The organism is Pseudomonas parafulva, assembly GCF_002021815.1.
Lineage (GTDB): Bacteria > Pseudomonadota > Gammaproteobacteria > Pseudomonadales > Pseudomonadaceae > Aquipseudomonas > Aquipseudomonas parafulva_B.
The window spans coordinates 665,536-679,903 of record NZ_CP019952.1 but is presented as its reverse complement, the minus strand read 5'-3'; the positions used below and the strand labels follow the sequence as shown (position 1 = coordinate 679,903).

At 64.6% G+C, this 14,368-nt stretch carries 13 protein-coding genes; 3 read left to right on the top strand and 10 right to left on the bottom strand.

Annotated elements, in window-relative coordinates:
- Position 1: 1 nt before the first annotated feature.
- The 9 genes from B2J77_RS02975 to B2J77_RS02935 form a co-directional block, all read right to left on the bottom strand.
- A complete protein-coding gene (locus B2J77_RS02975; RefSeq protein WP_078477956.1) occupies positions 2 to 853 on the bottom strand; it encodes an STAS domain-containing protein in 852 nt (283 codons plus the stop codon).
- Between the two features lie 606 nt (positions 854 to 1,459).
- On the bottom strand, positions 1,460 to 2,851 hold the full coding sequence (gene gabP, locus B2J77_RS02970) for a GABA permease (protein WP_058638422.1): 1,392 nt from the start codon (positions 2,849 to 2,851) through the stop codon (positions 1,460 to 1,462).
- 341 nt (positions 2,852 to 3,192) lie between these two features.
- A complete protein-coding gene (locus B2J77_RS02965; RefSeq protein WP_058638423.1) occupies positions 3,193 to 3,954 on the bottom strand; it encodes an ABC transporter ATP-binding protein in 762 nt (253 codons plus the stop codon).
- Positions 3,951 to 5,012 carry a FecCD family ABC transporter permease gene (locus tag B2J77_RS02960; RefSeq protein WP_078477955.1) on the bottom strand — a complete coding sequence of 354 codons (1,062 nt, stop codon included), beginning with the start codon at positions 5,010 to 5,012 and terminating at the stop codon, positions 3,951 to 3,953. The genes B2J77_RS02965 and B2J77_RS02960 overlap by 4 nt, the downstream gene beginning before the upstream one ends.
- Positions 5,009 to 6,124: an ABC transporter substrate-binding protein gene (locus B2J77_RS02955; RefSeq protein WP_058638425.1), complete on the bottom strand. Its 1,116-nt coding sequence runs from the start codon at positions 6,122 to 6,124 to the stop codon at positions 5,009 to 5,011. Before B2J77_RS02955 ends, B2J77_RS02960 begins: the two co-directional genes overlap by 4 nt.
- Before the next feature lie 128 nt (positions 6,125 to 6,252).
- Positions 6,253 to 7,263, bottom strand: a complete 1,011-nt coding sequence (locus B2J77_RS02950; protein ID WP_078477954.1) for a zinc-dependent alcohol dehydrogenase family protein — start codon at positions 7,261 to 7,263, stop codon at positions 6,253 to 6,255.
- A 48-nt stretch (positions 7,264 to 7,311) separates the two neighbouring features.
- A complete protein-coding gene (locus B2J77_RS02945; RefSeq protein WP_078477953.1) occupies positions 7,312 to 7,902 on the bottom strand; it encodes an HAD family hydrolase in 591 nt (196 codons plus the stop codon).
- The gene (tesB, locus tag B2J77_RS02940) at positions 7,899 to 8,768 is read right to left on the bottom strand and encodes an acyl-CoA thioesterase II (RefSeq protein WP_078477952.1); all 870 of its coding nucleotides are present in this window, start codon (positions 8,766 to 8,768) and stop codon (positions 7,899 to 7,901) included. The genes B2J77_RS02945 and tesB overlap by 4 nt, the downstream gene beginning before the upstream one ends.
- Positions 8,769 to 8,909: 141 nt before the next feature.
- The gene (locus B2J77_RS02935) at positions 8,910 to 9,482 is read right to left on the bottom strand and encodes a GNAT family N-acetyltransferase (protein ID WP_078477951.1); all 573 of its coding nucleotides are present in this window, start codon (positions 9,480 to 9,482) and stop codon (positions 8,910 to 8,912) included.
- 181 nt (positions 9,483 to 9,663) lie between these two features.
- Between B2J77_RS02935 and B2J77_RS02930 the strand changes: the two genes are divergently transcribed.
- The 3 genes from B2J77_RS02930 (at position 9,664) to B2J77_RS02920 (ending at position 12,778) form a co-directional block, all read left to right on the top strand.
- Entirely contained in the window at positions 9,664 to 10,350 is a 687-nt protein-coding gene (locus B2J77_RS02930) for a histidine phosphatase family protein (RefSeq protein WP_078477950.1), read from the top strand.
- 111 nt (positions 10,351 to 10,461) lie between these two features.
- Positions 10,462 to 11,376 carry a histone deacetylase gene (locus B2J77_RS02925; RefSeq protein WP_058638431.1) on the top strand — a complete coding sequence of 305 codons (915 nt, stop codon included), beginning with the start codon at positions 10,462 to 10,464 and terminating at the stop codon, positions 11,374 to 11,376.
- A gap of 148 nt (positions 11,377 to 11,524) precedes the next feature.
- Entirely contained in the window at positions 11,525 to 12,778 is a 1,254-nt protein-coding gene (locus tag B2J77_RS02920) for a TIGR03862 family flavoprotein (RefSeq protein ID WP_078477949.1), read from the top strand.
- Positions 12,779 to 12,968: 190 nt separating this feature from the next.
- On the opposite strand, the gene B2J77_RS02915 is transcribed toward B2J77_RS02920, so the two are convergent.
- The gene (locus B2J77_RS02915) at positions 12,969 to 14,300 is read right to left on the bottom strand and encodes a DEAD/DEAH box helicase (protein WP_058638978.1); all 1,332 of its coding nucleotides are present in this window, start codon (positions 14,298 to 14,300) and stop codon (positions 12,969 to 12,971) included.
- Positions 14,301 to 14,368 lie beyond the last annotated feature (68 nt).

Here is a 14,368-nt window from a genome sequence, read left to right as displayed (position 1 = left end):
CTCAGGCTCGCTGGCCGAGGTCGCTGCCCACACGGGTCAGGGCCAGCTTCAGGGCGTCGGCCAGGTTGGCCTTGGTGGTCAGGGTGCCAAGGTCCAGGCCCAGGTGCACGATGGTCTGGGCGATCTGCGGACGAATGCCGCTGATGATGCAATCGGCGCCCATCAGGCGAATGGCCGTCACGGTCTTGAGCAGGTGCTGCGCCACCAGGGTGTCCACGGTGGGCACGCCCGTAATGTCGATGATGGCGATTTCCGAACCAGTGTCGACGATGCGCTGCAGCAGCGACTCCATGACAGTCTGGCTGCGCTGGGAGTCCAGGGTGCCGATCAGTGGCAATGCCAGCACACCGTCCCACAGCTTGACCACGGGCGTGGACAGCTCCAGCAGTTCTTCCTGCTGGCGGCGGATGACGTTTTCACGGCTCGCCTGGTACGTGCGCATGGTGTGCATGCCCATGCTGTCGAGCAGCTCGGACACGCGCCAGAGTTCCTCGGCAAGCGTGGCCGGGTCGGCGCTGTAGAGCGATTGCAGCAAGGCGAACAACGGACGCTTGAGGGCGTAGATGAAGTACACGGTCTGGTGGGAGTCATGGCCCATCTGCGCGCGCGATAACGACAGCTTTTCGAGGAACCGGCGCACGGCCTCCCAATCGGCGGCTGCCAGGTTGGCGCCGCCTGGGCCCTTGAAGCCTTGCACCAGCAGTTGCAGAAACTCGCGGGTTTCCTGGGCCAGCACCTGCTCCTTGACATTGCGCGTGGCACCGTTGGCTTCCAGGCCTGCTATCCATTGGGTCAACAGCTGTTCCTGGTTGTTTTCGACCGCGTCCAACGTACTGCTCTGCAGTGCTGCCATGTATCTGAGCTCCTGTGGTGAAAGCGGGCACTTTCACACTATGACCGGGTTTTTTTGAGTGACAGTTACTGGCCGGAATAGTTGTCCGGGTGGCGCATTTAATTGCATTAGGCCATCGGATGGTAGCCCATTGCGCAAAGAAATTTGACAGGTTGGATCAAGGGCAAGTGGGCGGCATCGGCAAGGATGACCTGGGGAATTTCCATCATTCGGTGGAGGGGTAGGCCAGCGGGTGTGTGCTCGGCCAGCTTGGCCGGGCCATTGAATGCGCGGGGGGGGGTGCGCTACGACCCACTGTCAGCAAGAAGGCTCCACTGGCCAGGTATACGCTCGGTGAGTGCACACGCTCGGCCGAGGATATTGGCGGCGCGGCGCATATTGCCGGGGCTGCTTTGCAGCCCATCGCGGCACAAGGACCGCTCCTACTTGGATGGGTGTCTGCCTTCGGGCTGGCGCGAGCCGGTTGCTGCGTAGCGAAAGGTTGCACGGTATTTGTGGGAGCGGCCCTCGTGCCGCGATGGGCCGCAAAGCGGCCCCAGCACCATGAGTTGCGAAGCTGAAACCCTAGAGCCGCTTCGCAGCCCGAAGGTTCCAGCAAAGCTCATCTCAACCCAACGACCGCGCCCCCATCGGCTGCGCATGACCGCGTGTCGTCACAATGCCCAGGAAGGAAATCATGATCGCAAGCCCCAGCGTGGCGCTCACCTCCGCCCGGTGCTCGGGCGTGTACATCATCACCGCCAAGGCCAGGGCAATGAAGATGATCACCGCCCAGGTCAACCAGGGGAACAGCCACATGCGGAACTTGAGCTCGGTATTCTCCCGCTCAAGACGGCGGCGCATGCGCAGCTGGGAGATGGCGATGACCATGTACACCAGCAGCGCGATGGCGCCTGAGCTTGCCAGCAGGAACTCGAACACGCCCTTGGGTGCAAAGTAGTTGAGCACGGCGATGAACGCACCGATCAGGGTGCTGCCGAACACCGCAGCGCGTGGTACGCCGACTTTGGACGTGTGCTTGAGCATTGCCGGCGCATCGCCGCGCTTGGCCAGCGAGTACATCATGCGCGAGGCGATGTAGATCGAGGAGTTCATGCAGCTGGTGACCGCCACCAGCACCACCAGGTCGACCAGCAAGGCCGCGTTGGGGATGTTCATGATTTCCAGTGCACGCTGGTACGAGCCCACCACAGCCAGCTGCGGGTCATTCCACGGCACCACGGAAATGATCACGAAGATGGAGAGGATGTAGAAGGTGCTGATGCGCCAGATCACCGAGCGGGTGGCCTTGGCGATGTTGCGCGACGGGTCGCTGGACTCCGACGCTGCGATGGTCACCGCCTCAGTGCCGATGAAGCTGAACATCACAGTGATGAACGCCCCCACCACCGCGGCCCAGCCCTTGGGCGCGAAACCACCGTGGTCGGCCATCAACCCACTCAGGCCGCTGACTTCGCGGTTGGGCAGCCACCCCATCAGCGCCGCGAACCCGAGGCTGATGAAGGCAAGGATCGCGGTCACCTTGAGGATGGCGAACCAGAACTCGAACTCACCGTACTTGGCCACGCTGAACAGGTTGGTACCTGCCAGCAGCAACACCGACGCCAGGGCGAATATCCAGCTGTCTATCTGCGGGAACCAGGCATTGAGCACATGCCCTGCCGCGAGGGCTTCGATGGGGATGACCAGCACCCAGAACCACCAGTACAACCAGCCGATGGTGTAGCCGGCCCAGCGACCGATGGCCTGGTCGGCGTAGGTGGAGAAGGAACCGGTATCGGGGTGCGCGACGGCCATTTCGCCGAGCATGCGCATGACCAGGACGACCAAGGTCCCGGCCACGAAATAGGAGATTATGGTAGCCGGGCCGGCTGCCGCAATGGCGTGGCCCGAGCCGACGAAAAGTCCGGCGCCGATGATGCCGGCGATGGACAGCATCGTTACATGACGTGGCTTGAAACCTTGTGCAAGGTTGCCATCAGATCCCACGGTGTTCATGGATGTTGTTCTCTTTTTGCTGACACAAGGATGGACGGGCAGGCGTAGGCGAAAATAGCTCCTTGAAGGGTTCAGGTCGACAGGTTGCTTGCGCTCTGTTGTTGATCTTTGCAGCGCATCACAAGGCAACGTGCCGGTGGGGGTCGGGCTTCATTTAAGCCCCGCAGGGGGGAGGGAAATTACACGAGAACGCCCCGGAACTGTTCGATCACGACAGCGCTTTTGTGCAAGCGACAAATGTCGCGATTGGCATATCCGAACGCGCCATGCACGCCAATGGCGCTTGGGTTTTTCATTCGAGTGTGTTGCACCCGCTGCCTGTCCAGCAGGCAGCGCGGGCATCAGGCCAGTGCGTGGTCGACCAGCACCTGCAGCCGCCCCTGGGAGCAGCGCTCGACCCGCGCCTGGACGCCATACACCTGCGCTAGCAGGTCAGGCACCAATACATCCTGCGGCGTACCACTGGCCACCACCCTGCCCTCGCGCAGCACCACCAGCCAGTCGGCATGGCTGGCGGCCAGGTTGATGTCGTGCAGCACCGCCACCGCCAACAGGCGATGCACCTGCACCCGCTCACGCACGGCGTCCATGACCCGCAATTGATAATGCAGGTCCAGCGCGCTGGTGGGCTCGTCGAGCAGCAGCACTTGCGGGTTGCGCGCCAGCAACTGGGCCAGCGCCACCAATTGCCGCTGCCCGCCGGACAAGCTGTCCAGCGAGCACTGGGCCAGATGCTCGATACCCAGCTGGCGCAGGGCCGCAAAGGCCTGGCCCAGCAGATCGTCCGCACTGCCTACGCGAAGTGCCGCCATGATGCTTTCCAGCACACTGAGGGCAATGCCGGGGGGCAACTGCTGGGGCATGTAGGCCAGCCGTCGCGAACGGTCGGCAAAGGCCAGCCGGGTCACGTCCTGGCCATCCAGGCGCAGGCCGCCGCGCATGCGCTCGAGCCCTGCCAGGGCCCTGAGCAGCGTGGACTTGCCTGCTCCATTGGGCCCCACCAGCGCCACCAGGCTGCCTTCGGGCAAGGCCGGCAGGCTGACCTCGTGCAGGATCTGCCGCGCACCGTAGGCGACCGAAACCTTGTCGATCACCAGGCTCACAGCTTTCTCCCCCGCCGGAACACCAGCGTCACGAAAATCGGCACCCCCACCAGGGCGGTGACGATGCCGACCGGCACAATCACGCCTGGCATGATCAGCTTGCTGGCAATGGAGGACAGCGACAGCATCAGGGCGCCCACCAGGGCGCTGGCCGGCAGCAGGAACCGCTGGTCTTCACCGACCAGCAGGCGCGCAATGTGCGGCCCGACCAGGCCGACGAAGCCGATGGTGCCGACGAATGCCACGGCGGTTGCCGACAACAGGCTGATGCGCAGCAGCGAGGCAAAGCGCAGCCGCCGGGTGTCCACGCCGAAGCTGCGCGCCCGGTCCTCGCCCATGCGCAGCAGCGTCATCGCAGGTGCTGCGCGCAGCGAAAACGGCAACACCAGCGCCAAGACCAGCGCCAGCATGCCGAGCTTGTTCCAATCGGCCCGGGCCAGGCTGCCCATGGTCCAGAACACCAGTTGCTGCAGCACGTCCTCGGTGGCCAGCAGTTGCAACAGCGACACCAGGGCATTGCAGCTGAACACTAGGGCGATGCCGAACAGCACCAGGCTCTCCACGCCCGCCCCGCGAAGCCGCGACATGGCCTGCAACAGCACCACCGACAGGCAGGCGAAGACGAAGGCCATCACCGTCACCTGCACACCCGCCGTCATCCAGGCGACGCTGAGCGGGTAGGCGATGGCAAGCGAAGCCCCCAGTGCCGCTGACGAGGACACTCCCAAGGTGAAGGGGCTGGCCAGCGGGTTGTCGAGGATCGCCTGCATCTCGGCCCCTGCCAGCGACAGTGCCGTGCCCACCAGCACGGCCATCAGCGCGTACGGCAGGCGAACGTTCCAGATAATCACCCGCTCCGTGGCGCTGAGGGTGGTCGGGTCGAACAGGCCTTGCACCAGTCGCCCCAAGCTCATGCCCGATGCACCGCTGGCCAGGTCGCTCAAGACCGAAACCAGCAACAGCACGGCCAGCCCGGCCACCAGCCCGGTACGCCGCCACAGCAGCCGACGGTAATGCCAGGCGGCCTGCTGCACGCCTGGCAGCGCCTGTGCGGTCACTGGGCGTCGACCCAGTACTGACCGTCCAGCCCTACCTTGAGCATGCGGTTGATCTCGGCCATGGTCGCTTGCGGGTCAATGGCCTTGAACCGCTCTGGATGCACCCAGCGCGCCATCGCTTCAATTGCCAGGATGTTGAACGGCGAGTTGTAGAAGTCATGCCACAAGCCATGGGCCTGGCCGGCCTGGATGGGGCGCAAGGGGGCGAATTCCGGGCGGGCCGTGATCTTCGCCAAACTGTCCCGGGCCGTTTTTTCGGACACCCCGGCACCCAGCAGCACGCCGGGGGCACGGTTGCCGGTGGCGATGTAGACGTCCGGGTCGGCTTGCAGCACGTACTCGACGCTGACATCGCCCAGCGCACCGGGCACCACGTCGGCGCCAATGTTATGGCCACCCACCGCCTGGACCACACTGCCCAAACCGCTTTTGCCAGTGGTATGGCCGGGCGCTTGCCATACCCCGGCCAGCAGTTCCAGAAACACCTTGGGCCGCTCGCTGTCCTTGATGCCGGCCACGCCCGCTTGCACCCGCTCCAGGTGACGGTCGTACAGGTCAAGGTACTGCTGCGCCTGCGGTTCACGGCCCAGCAGCGTGCCCAGCGCCTGCATGCTGACATGGGTGTTGCGCATGGGGTGCACGCGAAAATCGATGAACAACACCGGCACGCCGGCCTTGGCCAGCAAGTCGGCCACCGGGCTGTGCTGGGTCGGGCCTTCACCGGCGATGCTGAAAATGGCCAGGTCCGGCTTGAGCGACAGGATCTGCTCGGCGCTCACGCTCTGCTCGGAGGCCTGCCCGATCAAGGGCAGCTTGGCGATCTGCGGGTAGTGCTGGGCGTAGACCTCGTAGGTGTGCGGGTCCAGCAAGCGCATGTCGTTCTGCCAGCCCACCACGCGCTGGAACGGGTTGTCCCGGTCGAGCAGCGCCAGGGCGAAGAACAAACGCCCCTCGCCCAGCACGATCCTCTGCGGGGCGTGGTCAAGCTCGACGGTACGCCCCAGCACATCGGTGACTTGCAGGGCGTGGGCGGTATGGGTAAAGCCGAGGCAGGACGCCAACAGCAACAAGGCCGGCAGCAGGCGCTGCCGCAAACGGGGGAACAGGCACATCGGGGCGTCCTCTTGAAGAGAGAATCAGTCGCAACGGAGCCGGGCATTCTAGCCAGCCACCTGTGCGCCCGATGTGCGCGAATGTATTGGCCTGCTCGCTAGCCATTACATCCCGTTACCCCAAGGCGTTACCAGGTCAGGCAGATCTTGCCGAAATGGCGGTTGCTTTCCTGATAGCGAAACGCCTCGACGATCTGTTCGAGTTCGAAGTGCTTATCCACCACCGGGCGCAGGCCGTTAGCCTCGATGGCCCGGACCATGGCTTGCTGCTGAGCACGGCTGCCCACCAGGACACCCTGCAAGCGGATCTGCCGCACCAGTGCCTGCACCAGCGGCAGTTGCCCCGCCACACCGGTCAGAATACCGATCAGCGACACATTGCCCCCAATGCGCGCGGCAATCATCGACTGCTCCAAAGTGGCGGGCCCGCCCACTTCGATCACATGGTCCACCCCACGGTTGTCGGTCAGTTCACGCACCTTTTCGCCCCAGGCCGGCGTGCGCGTGTAGTTGATCACGTGGTCGGCGCCCGAGGCTTTGAGCCGCTCGAGCTTGGCATCGCTGGAAGAAGTGGCGATCACCGACGCGCCGGCCAGCTTGGCGAACTGCAGGGCGAAGATCGAAACCCCGCCGGTGCCCTGCACCAGCACCGTGTCACCGGGCTTGAGGTGATCGTCGCTCATCAGCGCGCGCCAGGCCGTCAGCCCGGCAGTGGTCAAGGTCGCCGCCTCGGCGTGGCTGAAGCCCTTGGGCGCGAGAGTGAACGCCGTGGCCAGCGCGGTCACATGGCCACGGGCATAACCGTCCAGGCCATCGCCCGGCACCCGGGCAAAGCCCTCGACATTGGCCTGCCCATCCAGCCAGTCAGGGAAGAAGGTGCTGACCACGCTGTCACCGACCTTAAAGTCGCTGACACCGCTGCCCACGGCTACCACCTCGCCAGCACCGTCGGCCATCGGGATGCGGCGTTCGGCCGGGCCCCACATGCCGCTGACCACGGCAAAGTCATGGTAATTGAGGGAGCTGGCATGCAAGCGCACGGTGATTTCACCCACGCCTGGGGCAGTGGCTTCACAGGTGCCGACCTCGACCTTGTCGTAGCCGCCGCCGGGTTGAACGTAAATCGCCTTGCTGCTCATGGTCGAGTGCTCCATCTGTAAAAAGGAAAGTGGCCGGCGAGCGTCGGTTCAGCCCAGCATACGCTTCAAAGCATGGCAGTCGGGCGCATGTCGATCGGCAAGGCCCGGCCAGGCGTCGTGCGGCTGGTTCACGAGTACCGTGCCCGCACCGGCGGCTCGCCCGCAGTCCAGGTCGAAGCGGTGGTCGCCGACCATCACCATCGCCTGCGGCGCGACGCCCCAGGCATCGGCGATCTTGAGCAGCCCATCGGGGCTGGGCTTGGGCTGCGCTTCATCACGCCCAAGAATGTGCGCCACCGGAAAACAGTCGGCAAGGCCAATGGCCTCGAGCGTGATGTGCGCCAGCTCGCGGGCATTGCGGGTAAGGATGCCCAGCTGGCAACCACGGCTGGCCAGCTCACGGACCAACTCCACCGCCCCTTGGGCGGCTCTGGAGGCAAACGCCAGATGACGCTCGTGCTCCAGCAGCCAGGCATGCTTGGCGGCGGCTTCGTCGGCGGGCAAGGCCGCCAGGTGCGCCAGGATGTCGTCCTTGGGCGGGATGCCCAGCTTCACGCGGATAGCGGCAAAATCGTGCGCGGCCACGGTCAGGGTGCCGTCCATGTCGAACACCCAGTGGCGCACCTGGCCGAGGTTCATACCCAGTCCTTGCGATGACGAATCAGGCCTTCCTGGCTGGACGAGGCCACCAGCTGGCCGGCCTGGTTGAAGATACTGCCCCGGCAGAAGCCACGGGCATTGCCTGCCCAAGGGCTGTCGGTGGCATACAGCAGCCATTGATCGGCGCGCAGGTTGCCGTGGAACCACAAGGAGTGGTCCAGGCTTGCGATCTGCATGTCGCGCTGCCAGACCGACTTGCCATGGGGCAGCATCGAGGTGGTCAACAGCCCGAAATCAGAGGCGTAGGCCAGGATGTACTTGTGCAGCGCAGGGACGGCCGGCAGGTTGCCATCGGCGCGGAACCAGGCGTATTTCACCGGGTCGCCGGGCTTGGGGTTGAACGGATCACGTTCGGTCACCGGGCGAATCTCGATGGGCTTGGCGCACAGCACCTTGTCGCGGATGCGCTCAGGCAGCTGATCGGCCATGGCGCTGGCCAGTTCCACTTCGGTGGGCAGGTTTTCAGGGCCGACTACATCGGGTATCTGCGCCTGGTGGGTGAACCCTTCTTCGTCGTATTGGAACGACGCGCTGCAGGTGAAGATCGTCTTACCCTTCTGAATCGCCGTGACGCGGCGGGTACTGAAACTGCCACCGTCGCGCACGCGGTCCACCGAATACACCACCGGCAGGCTGGCATCGCCCGGGCGCAGGAAGTAGCCGTGCAGCGAGTGCACATGGCGGGCATCCTCTACCGTCTGGCTGGCGGCCGACAAGGACTGGCCCAGCACCTGGCCGCCATACAGCTGGCGAAAACCCAGGTCCTGGCTGCGGCCGCGGAACAGGTTTTCTTCAATGGCTTCGAGGCTCAACAGGTCGACCAGGTCGTCCAACACATGACTCATCGGGGTTCTCCGTAGACGCAAGGCGTGCTCACAAGGCGCCGTGGGCCGGCGCTCGATTCAACCGGCGCGGCCCCTGCATGAGCCCCACCGTCCAATAGCGCAAATGATACAGGGTTTGACACCGCTGGCCCCCCTGGCGGTTCACTCGGCCCGCAAGGTCTGCTCCCACCGCGAGCGATCGATCCGGTACAGCACATGCGGGCGCAGCGGATGGCCGAGGGCGACACGCGGGTGGTCGAAGCTGCCTGCCAGGTCCTGCTCCATGCCGATGGCTTGCATGACCTTCTGCGAAGGCAGGTTGAGGGTACTGGTGAAGGACACCACCTGCTCGACCTGCAACTGGGCGAACGCACAGCGCAAGCACGTCCAGGCCGCCTCACTGGCAAACCCCAGGCCCCAGTGCCGGCGTGCCAGGCGCCAGCCGATCTCGATCGCCGGGGCGAAGGGCGCGTCGAAATTGACGTTGAGCAGGCCCGTCATGCCGATGAACGCGCCACTGTCCTTGCGCTCAAGCGCCCACAGGCCAAACCCGTACTCATGAAAATGCCCGCGGATGCGGCCGATCAAGGCAGCCGCTTCCAGACGTGTGAGCGGCGCGGGGAAATACCGCATGACCTGGGGGTCGGCGCACAGGGCAGCGAACTCGCGCAGATCCTCGTCCTGCCATTGGCGCAGGATCAGCCGCGGGCTTTCCAGTTCCAGAATGGGGGTCATGGGGTTCGCTCCGTTTTGGCGTGATGCAGTGTACAGCGTAGGCGCAGCCACGGCAGGGCACCGGGTGACGGGTAGCCGAATGCATTTTTCACATGCGCTTCACCGGCTGGCAACACGTCGGTTAGCAAAATGCCGCCATCCCTGCCGCGCCCAGCGCGCGGTTTTCTTGTCGGAGCCACCCATGCTGTCGAGCAACACCCTGCCGCCCTACGCCTTGCATTCACCGCGCAAGCGATGGCTGCCCCGCCGCGCCGTGACCGTCGCCTTGAGCCTGAGCCTGGCCGTGGCGGCATCGACCTCCTGGTTTATGACGAGAACCTCCATCGTGGACCTTGGTAGCGAGCAACAACTCAGCAAAAGCGGCCTGCTCCAGGCCTGGGCCAACGGTGCGGTGATCGTCATGATCCGCCATGCCGAGCGCTGCGACAGCGCACCAGGCCCTTGCCTGGACGACCCAGCGGGCATCACGGTGGCCGGTAGCCAGGCTGCCGGGCGCGTGGGCGAAGGTCTCAAGCACCTTGGGCTGGCCGATGCCGACCTGTTAAGCAGCCCGAAGGTGCGCACCCAGCAGACGGCGCATTTCATTCTGGGGCAGCCGGTCGCCACGCGGGAATGGATCGGGCAGTGCGACGGCAGCTTCCCGGCCCAGGCGCTGGCCGCCAAACGCCCCGAACACAACTTGGTGCTGGTAACCCATAGCGGCTGCGTCGATCAGTTCGCTCGTCAGCAGAACGTTGCCGGCGGCGAACGGGACAGCGGTTATGCCAGCGCCCTGTTCGTTTCCGTGGACGACAACGGTAAGGCACGCATTCTGGGGCGCTTGAACGAGCCCGCATGGCAGCGCGTGCTGGCCAGTGCCGCACGTTGAAAGTGCCCACTGCATGGGCCGCCACCGGCTTCGAGTTGGCGCCAGCAAAGTTTTCCACAGCCGTAGGCCACTCATGGCAAGATCGAGGCTGTTCCCTGCTGTGGATAACCCATGTCGCTGCCGCTGATCTACCACGAAGACTACAGCCCTGAGTTTCCGCCGGACCATCGTTTTCCGATGGACAAGTTTCGTCTGCTGCACGATCACCTGATCGACAGCGGGTTGACCACTGACCAGGCGTTGCTGCGGCCCGACATCTGCCCCAATGACATTCTCGCGCTGGCCCACGATCGCCATTACATCGAGCGCTACATGCACGGCGAGCTGTCGCGCGAGGACCAGCGCCGCCTGGGCCTGCCGTGGAGCGAAGCGCTGGCGCGGCGCACCGTACGCGCGGTCGGGGGGTCGTTGTTGACGGCCGAGATGGCCCTGCAACACGGGGTGGCCTGCCACCTGGCCGGGGGCACTCACCATGCCCACTACGACCACCCGGCCGGCTTCTGCATCTTCAATGACCTGGCCGTGATCAGCCGGTACCTGCTTGAAGCCGGTCGCGTGCATCGGGTGCTGATTTTCGATTGCGATGTCCATCAAGGAGACGGGACTGCGCGCATGCTTGAGGACACACCCGACGCCATTACCGTCTCCCTGCATTGCGAGCAGAACTTCCCGGCCCGCAAGGCACAAAGCGATTGGGACATTCCCCTGCCACGCGGCATGGGGGACGACGCTTACCTGCAAGTGGTGGATGAGGCGCTCAATTACCTGCTGCCGCTCTATCAGCCTGACCTGGTGCTGTACGACGCCGGAGTCGATGTTCACAAGGACGATGCCCTGGGTTATCTGCAAATCACCGATGCAGGGCTGGCCGCACGTGACGAGCGCGTGCTCGGCCAGTGCCTGGGGCGCGATATTCCGGTCATGGGTGTGATCGGGGGCGGCTATAGCAAGGACCGCAAAGCACTGGCCAAGCGCCACGGCGTGCTTCATCACACGGCAGCCAAAGTCTTGCGTTGTGCACAATGACTGTGGAACCGCTTGTGGATAACCTGAGCGAAACAGGCTGTAGCCCTTTGATGCCGCTGCTTGCGCGTTATTGATCATTTTTTGATCAGTGCTTGTGGGAGGCGTGCTGCGTTAGAATGCGCGTCTTTTCCACAGCCTGCAGCCGATCATGTCCGAAGTAAGTCACCCCGCCCTTCCTGTCGCCGCTGTCATCGGGGGCGGCCCTGCCGGCCTGATGGCGGCTGAAGCCCTGGCACAGGCCGGGCTTGCGGTGGAAGTGTTCGACGCCATGCCTTCAGTAGGTCGCAAGTTTCTGCTGGCGGGCGTGGGTGGCATGAACATCACCCATTCCGAGCCCTACCCTGCCTTTGCGGCGCGGTATGCCGAGCGCCAGGGCGAGGTTGACGGGCTGCTGCGCGATTTTGATGCCAACGCCTTGCGCCAGTGGATTCACGCGCTGGGCATTGCCACGTTCGTAGGCAGCTCGGGCCGCGTGTTCCCCACCGACATGAAAGCCGCCCCGCTTTTACGCGCGTGGCTCAAGCGCCTGCGTGAAAGCGGCGTGGTTATCCACAACCGTCATCGCTGGCTGGGCTGGAGCGAGGACGGCGCGCTGCGGATTGCTTATCCACAGGGCGAGCGGCTGGTCCGACCTGCGGTGGTAGTACTGGCGCTGGGTGGCGGCAGTTGGGCGCGGTTGGGGTCTGATGGGCGCTGGCAAGCAACCCTGGCTGACCGGGCTGTGGATATCTCACCCCTACGACCGAGCAATTGCGGGTTCGAGGTGGCGGGCTGGAGCGCAGTGCTCACCGACAAGTTCGCAGGGGCGCCGGTCAAGAACATTGCGTTGAGCGTACCCGGCAGCACACCGCGCAAAGGCGAATTCATCCTGACCGCCCAGGGTGTGGAAGGCAGCCTGGTCTACGCCTGGTCGGCGCAGGTGCGCACGGCCATCGAGCAGCGTGGCAGCGGTGTGCTGGTACTGGACCTGCTACCGGACAAGCCTGTGGACAAAATTGCCCAGGCGCTGGCACGGCCGAGGGGCTCGCGGTCCATGGCCAAGCACTTGCAAGGGCAATTGGGCCTGAACGGAGTCAAGGCAGCGCTGCTGCGTGAACTGACCGACCCGGCAACCTTCGCCGACCCGCCCTCCCTTGCTCGGGCGATCAAGGCCCTGCCGATCACGCTGGTGCGCACTCGCCCCCTGGACGAAGCGATCAGCAGTGCCGGCGGGGTCCGCTTCGAAAGCCTGGATGAGGGGCTGATGATAAAGCACATGCCAGGGGTGTTCTGTGCAGGCGAAATGCTGGACTGGGAAGCGCCAACAGGCGGGTACCTGCTGACTGCCTGCTTCGCCAGCGGGCTGCGCGCCGGGCGGGCGGCGGCGGCTTGGGTGGGGCGGCGGGGGAAGACGCCGGGCTGATCGCGGGGTTGGGTGGGGTGAGGGGTTGCGTTGTGGTCTGAAGGTCTTCTGTTCTGTATTCAAGCCCGTTGGGGGCCGCTGCGTGGCCCCAGAGTTTCAGCCCCGTATGACAAATCGCCGGGCCGGCTGTGCAACCCTGCAAGACACCCGCAAACAACCAGGGTCCTGCCCTAGACCTGTCCAAACCCGCTCAAGGCTTGCGCTTGCGCGGCCCCCCATTGAAGCTAGGCACCTTGCGCACCGCCTTCACCGCAGGTGGCGCGGTACCTGCCTCGTCACTGTCCATCCACCGCCCCAGCCCGCGCTTGGCACTGTTTTCCTTGGCCTTCTTCGGTTTCTTGGGCTTTTTCATCACTTGACCACTGGCATCGGTCAGCGGTACCCGGTGATCAGGAATGAAATCAGGCTCTTCATGACGCGCCAGCGTCTGGCGGGTCAGTACCTCGATGGCCGCCAGCAACTGCACCTCGTCGGCGCACACCAGCGAAATCGCCTCGCCCGTGTTGCCCGCACGGCCGGTGCGACCGATACGGTGCACGTAGTCTTCGGCCACGATCGGTAGGTCCAGGTTGACCACCAGCGGCAGGTCGTCAATATCCAGCCCGCGCGCAGCCACGTCGGTGGCCACCAGCACCTGCACTTCGCGTGCCTTGAAGCTGTCCAGCGCCCGTTGCCGGGTCGCTTGCGGGCGGTCGCCATGGATGCCGTCGGCCTTGACCCCTTCGGCCAGCAAACGCTCGACCAGCTGATCGACACCGTTGCGGGTCTTGGCGAAGACCAGCACCTGTTTCCAGCGCTGCTTGCGCAACAGGTGGCAGAACAGGTCGACCTTGCGCTTCTTGTCCACCGTCACCAGCCATTGCTTGACGCTCGCGGCCGTGGCATTGCGCGGGCTGACTTCGATGCTGAGCGGGTCGTTGAGCGCGAGCCCTGCGAGCATGCGGATCTGGTCCGAGAACGTCGCCGAGAACAACAGCGTCTGGCGTTTGCGGGGCAGCGCGGCATAGACCGATTGCAGCTCCTCGGCAAACCCCAGGTCGAGCATGCGGTCGGCTTCATCGAGCACCAGAATCTGCACCTGGTTGAACTTGATCGCGTTCTGGCGATACAGGTCCAGCAGCCGGCCCGGGGTCGCCACCAGCAGGTCCACACCGCGGCGCAGGCGCATCATCTGCGGGTTGATGCTCACCCCGCCATACACTGCATAGGTGCTCAGCGGCAGGTGCTCGGCGTATTCGCGCACGTTGGTATGCACCTGCTCGGCCAGTTCACGGGTGGGCACTAGGACCAGGGCACGAATCGAGTTGGCCGCGACCTTCTCGCCTTCGAGCGCCAGGCGTTGCAACACGGGCAGGGCAAAACCTGCGGTCTTGCCGGTGCCGGTCTGGGCGGCGGCCATCAGGTCGCGGCCGGCCAGCACGGCGGGGATGGCCTGGGCCTGTACCGGGGTCGGGGTGGTGTAATCGCGCTGCTCAAGGGTGCGCAGCAAGGGTTCGATCAGGCCGAGTTTGGCGAAATTCATGGCAATACCATCAGGGGTTCAGCGAAGCCGGCAAGTCTACCGCATCACCCCTGTGCACTTGCAGGTTT

Bases quoted from the DNA above. Each gene is read 5' to 3' on its own strand.
- B2J77_RS02975 (WP_078477956.1), bottom strand. From the start codon at position 853: ATGGCAGCACTGCAGAGCAGTACGTTGGACGCGGTCGAAAACAACCAG.
- gabP (WP_058638422.1), bottom strand. From the start codon at position 2,851: ATGAACACCGTGGGATCTGATGGCAACCTTGCACAAGGTTTCAAGCCA.
- B2J77_RS02955 (WP_058638425.1), bottom strand. From the start codon at position 6,124: ATGTGCCTGTTCCCCCGTTTGCGGCAGCGCCTGCTGCCGGCCTTGTTG.
- B2J77_RS02950 (WP_078477954.1), bottom strand. From the start codon at position 7,263: ATGAGCAGCAAGGCGATTTACGTTCAACCCGGCGGCGGCTACGACAAG.
- B2J77_RS02945 (WP_078477953.1), bottom strand. From the start codon at position 7,902: ATGAACCTCGGCCAGGTGCGCCACTGGGTGTTCGACATGGACGGCACC.
- tesB (WP_078477952.1), bottom strand. From the start codon at position 8,768: ATGAGTCATGTGTTGGACGACCTGGTCGACCTGTTGAGCCTCGAAGCC.
- B2J77_RS02935 (WP_078477951.1), bottom strand. From the start codon at position 9,482: ATGACCCCCATTCTGGAACTGGAAAGCCCGCGGCTGATCCTGCGCCAA.
- B2J77_RS02930 (WP_078477950.1), top strand. From the start codon at position 9,664: ATGCTGTCGAGCAACACCCTGCCGCCCTACGCCTTGCATTCACCGCGC.
- B2J77_RS02925 (WP_058638431.1), top strand. From the start codon at position 10,462: ATGTCGCTGCCGCTGATCTACCACGAAGACTACAGCCCTGAGTTTCCG.
- B2J77_RS02920 (WP_078477949.1), top strand. From the start codon at position 11,525: ATGTCCGAAGTAAGTCACCCCGCCCTTCCTGTCGCCGCTGTCATCGGG.
- B2J77_RS02915 (WP_058638978.1), bottom strand. From the start codon at position 14,300: ATGAATTTCGCCAAACTCGGCCTGATCGAACCCTTGCTGCGCACCCTT.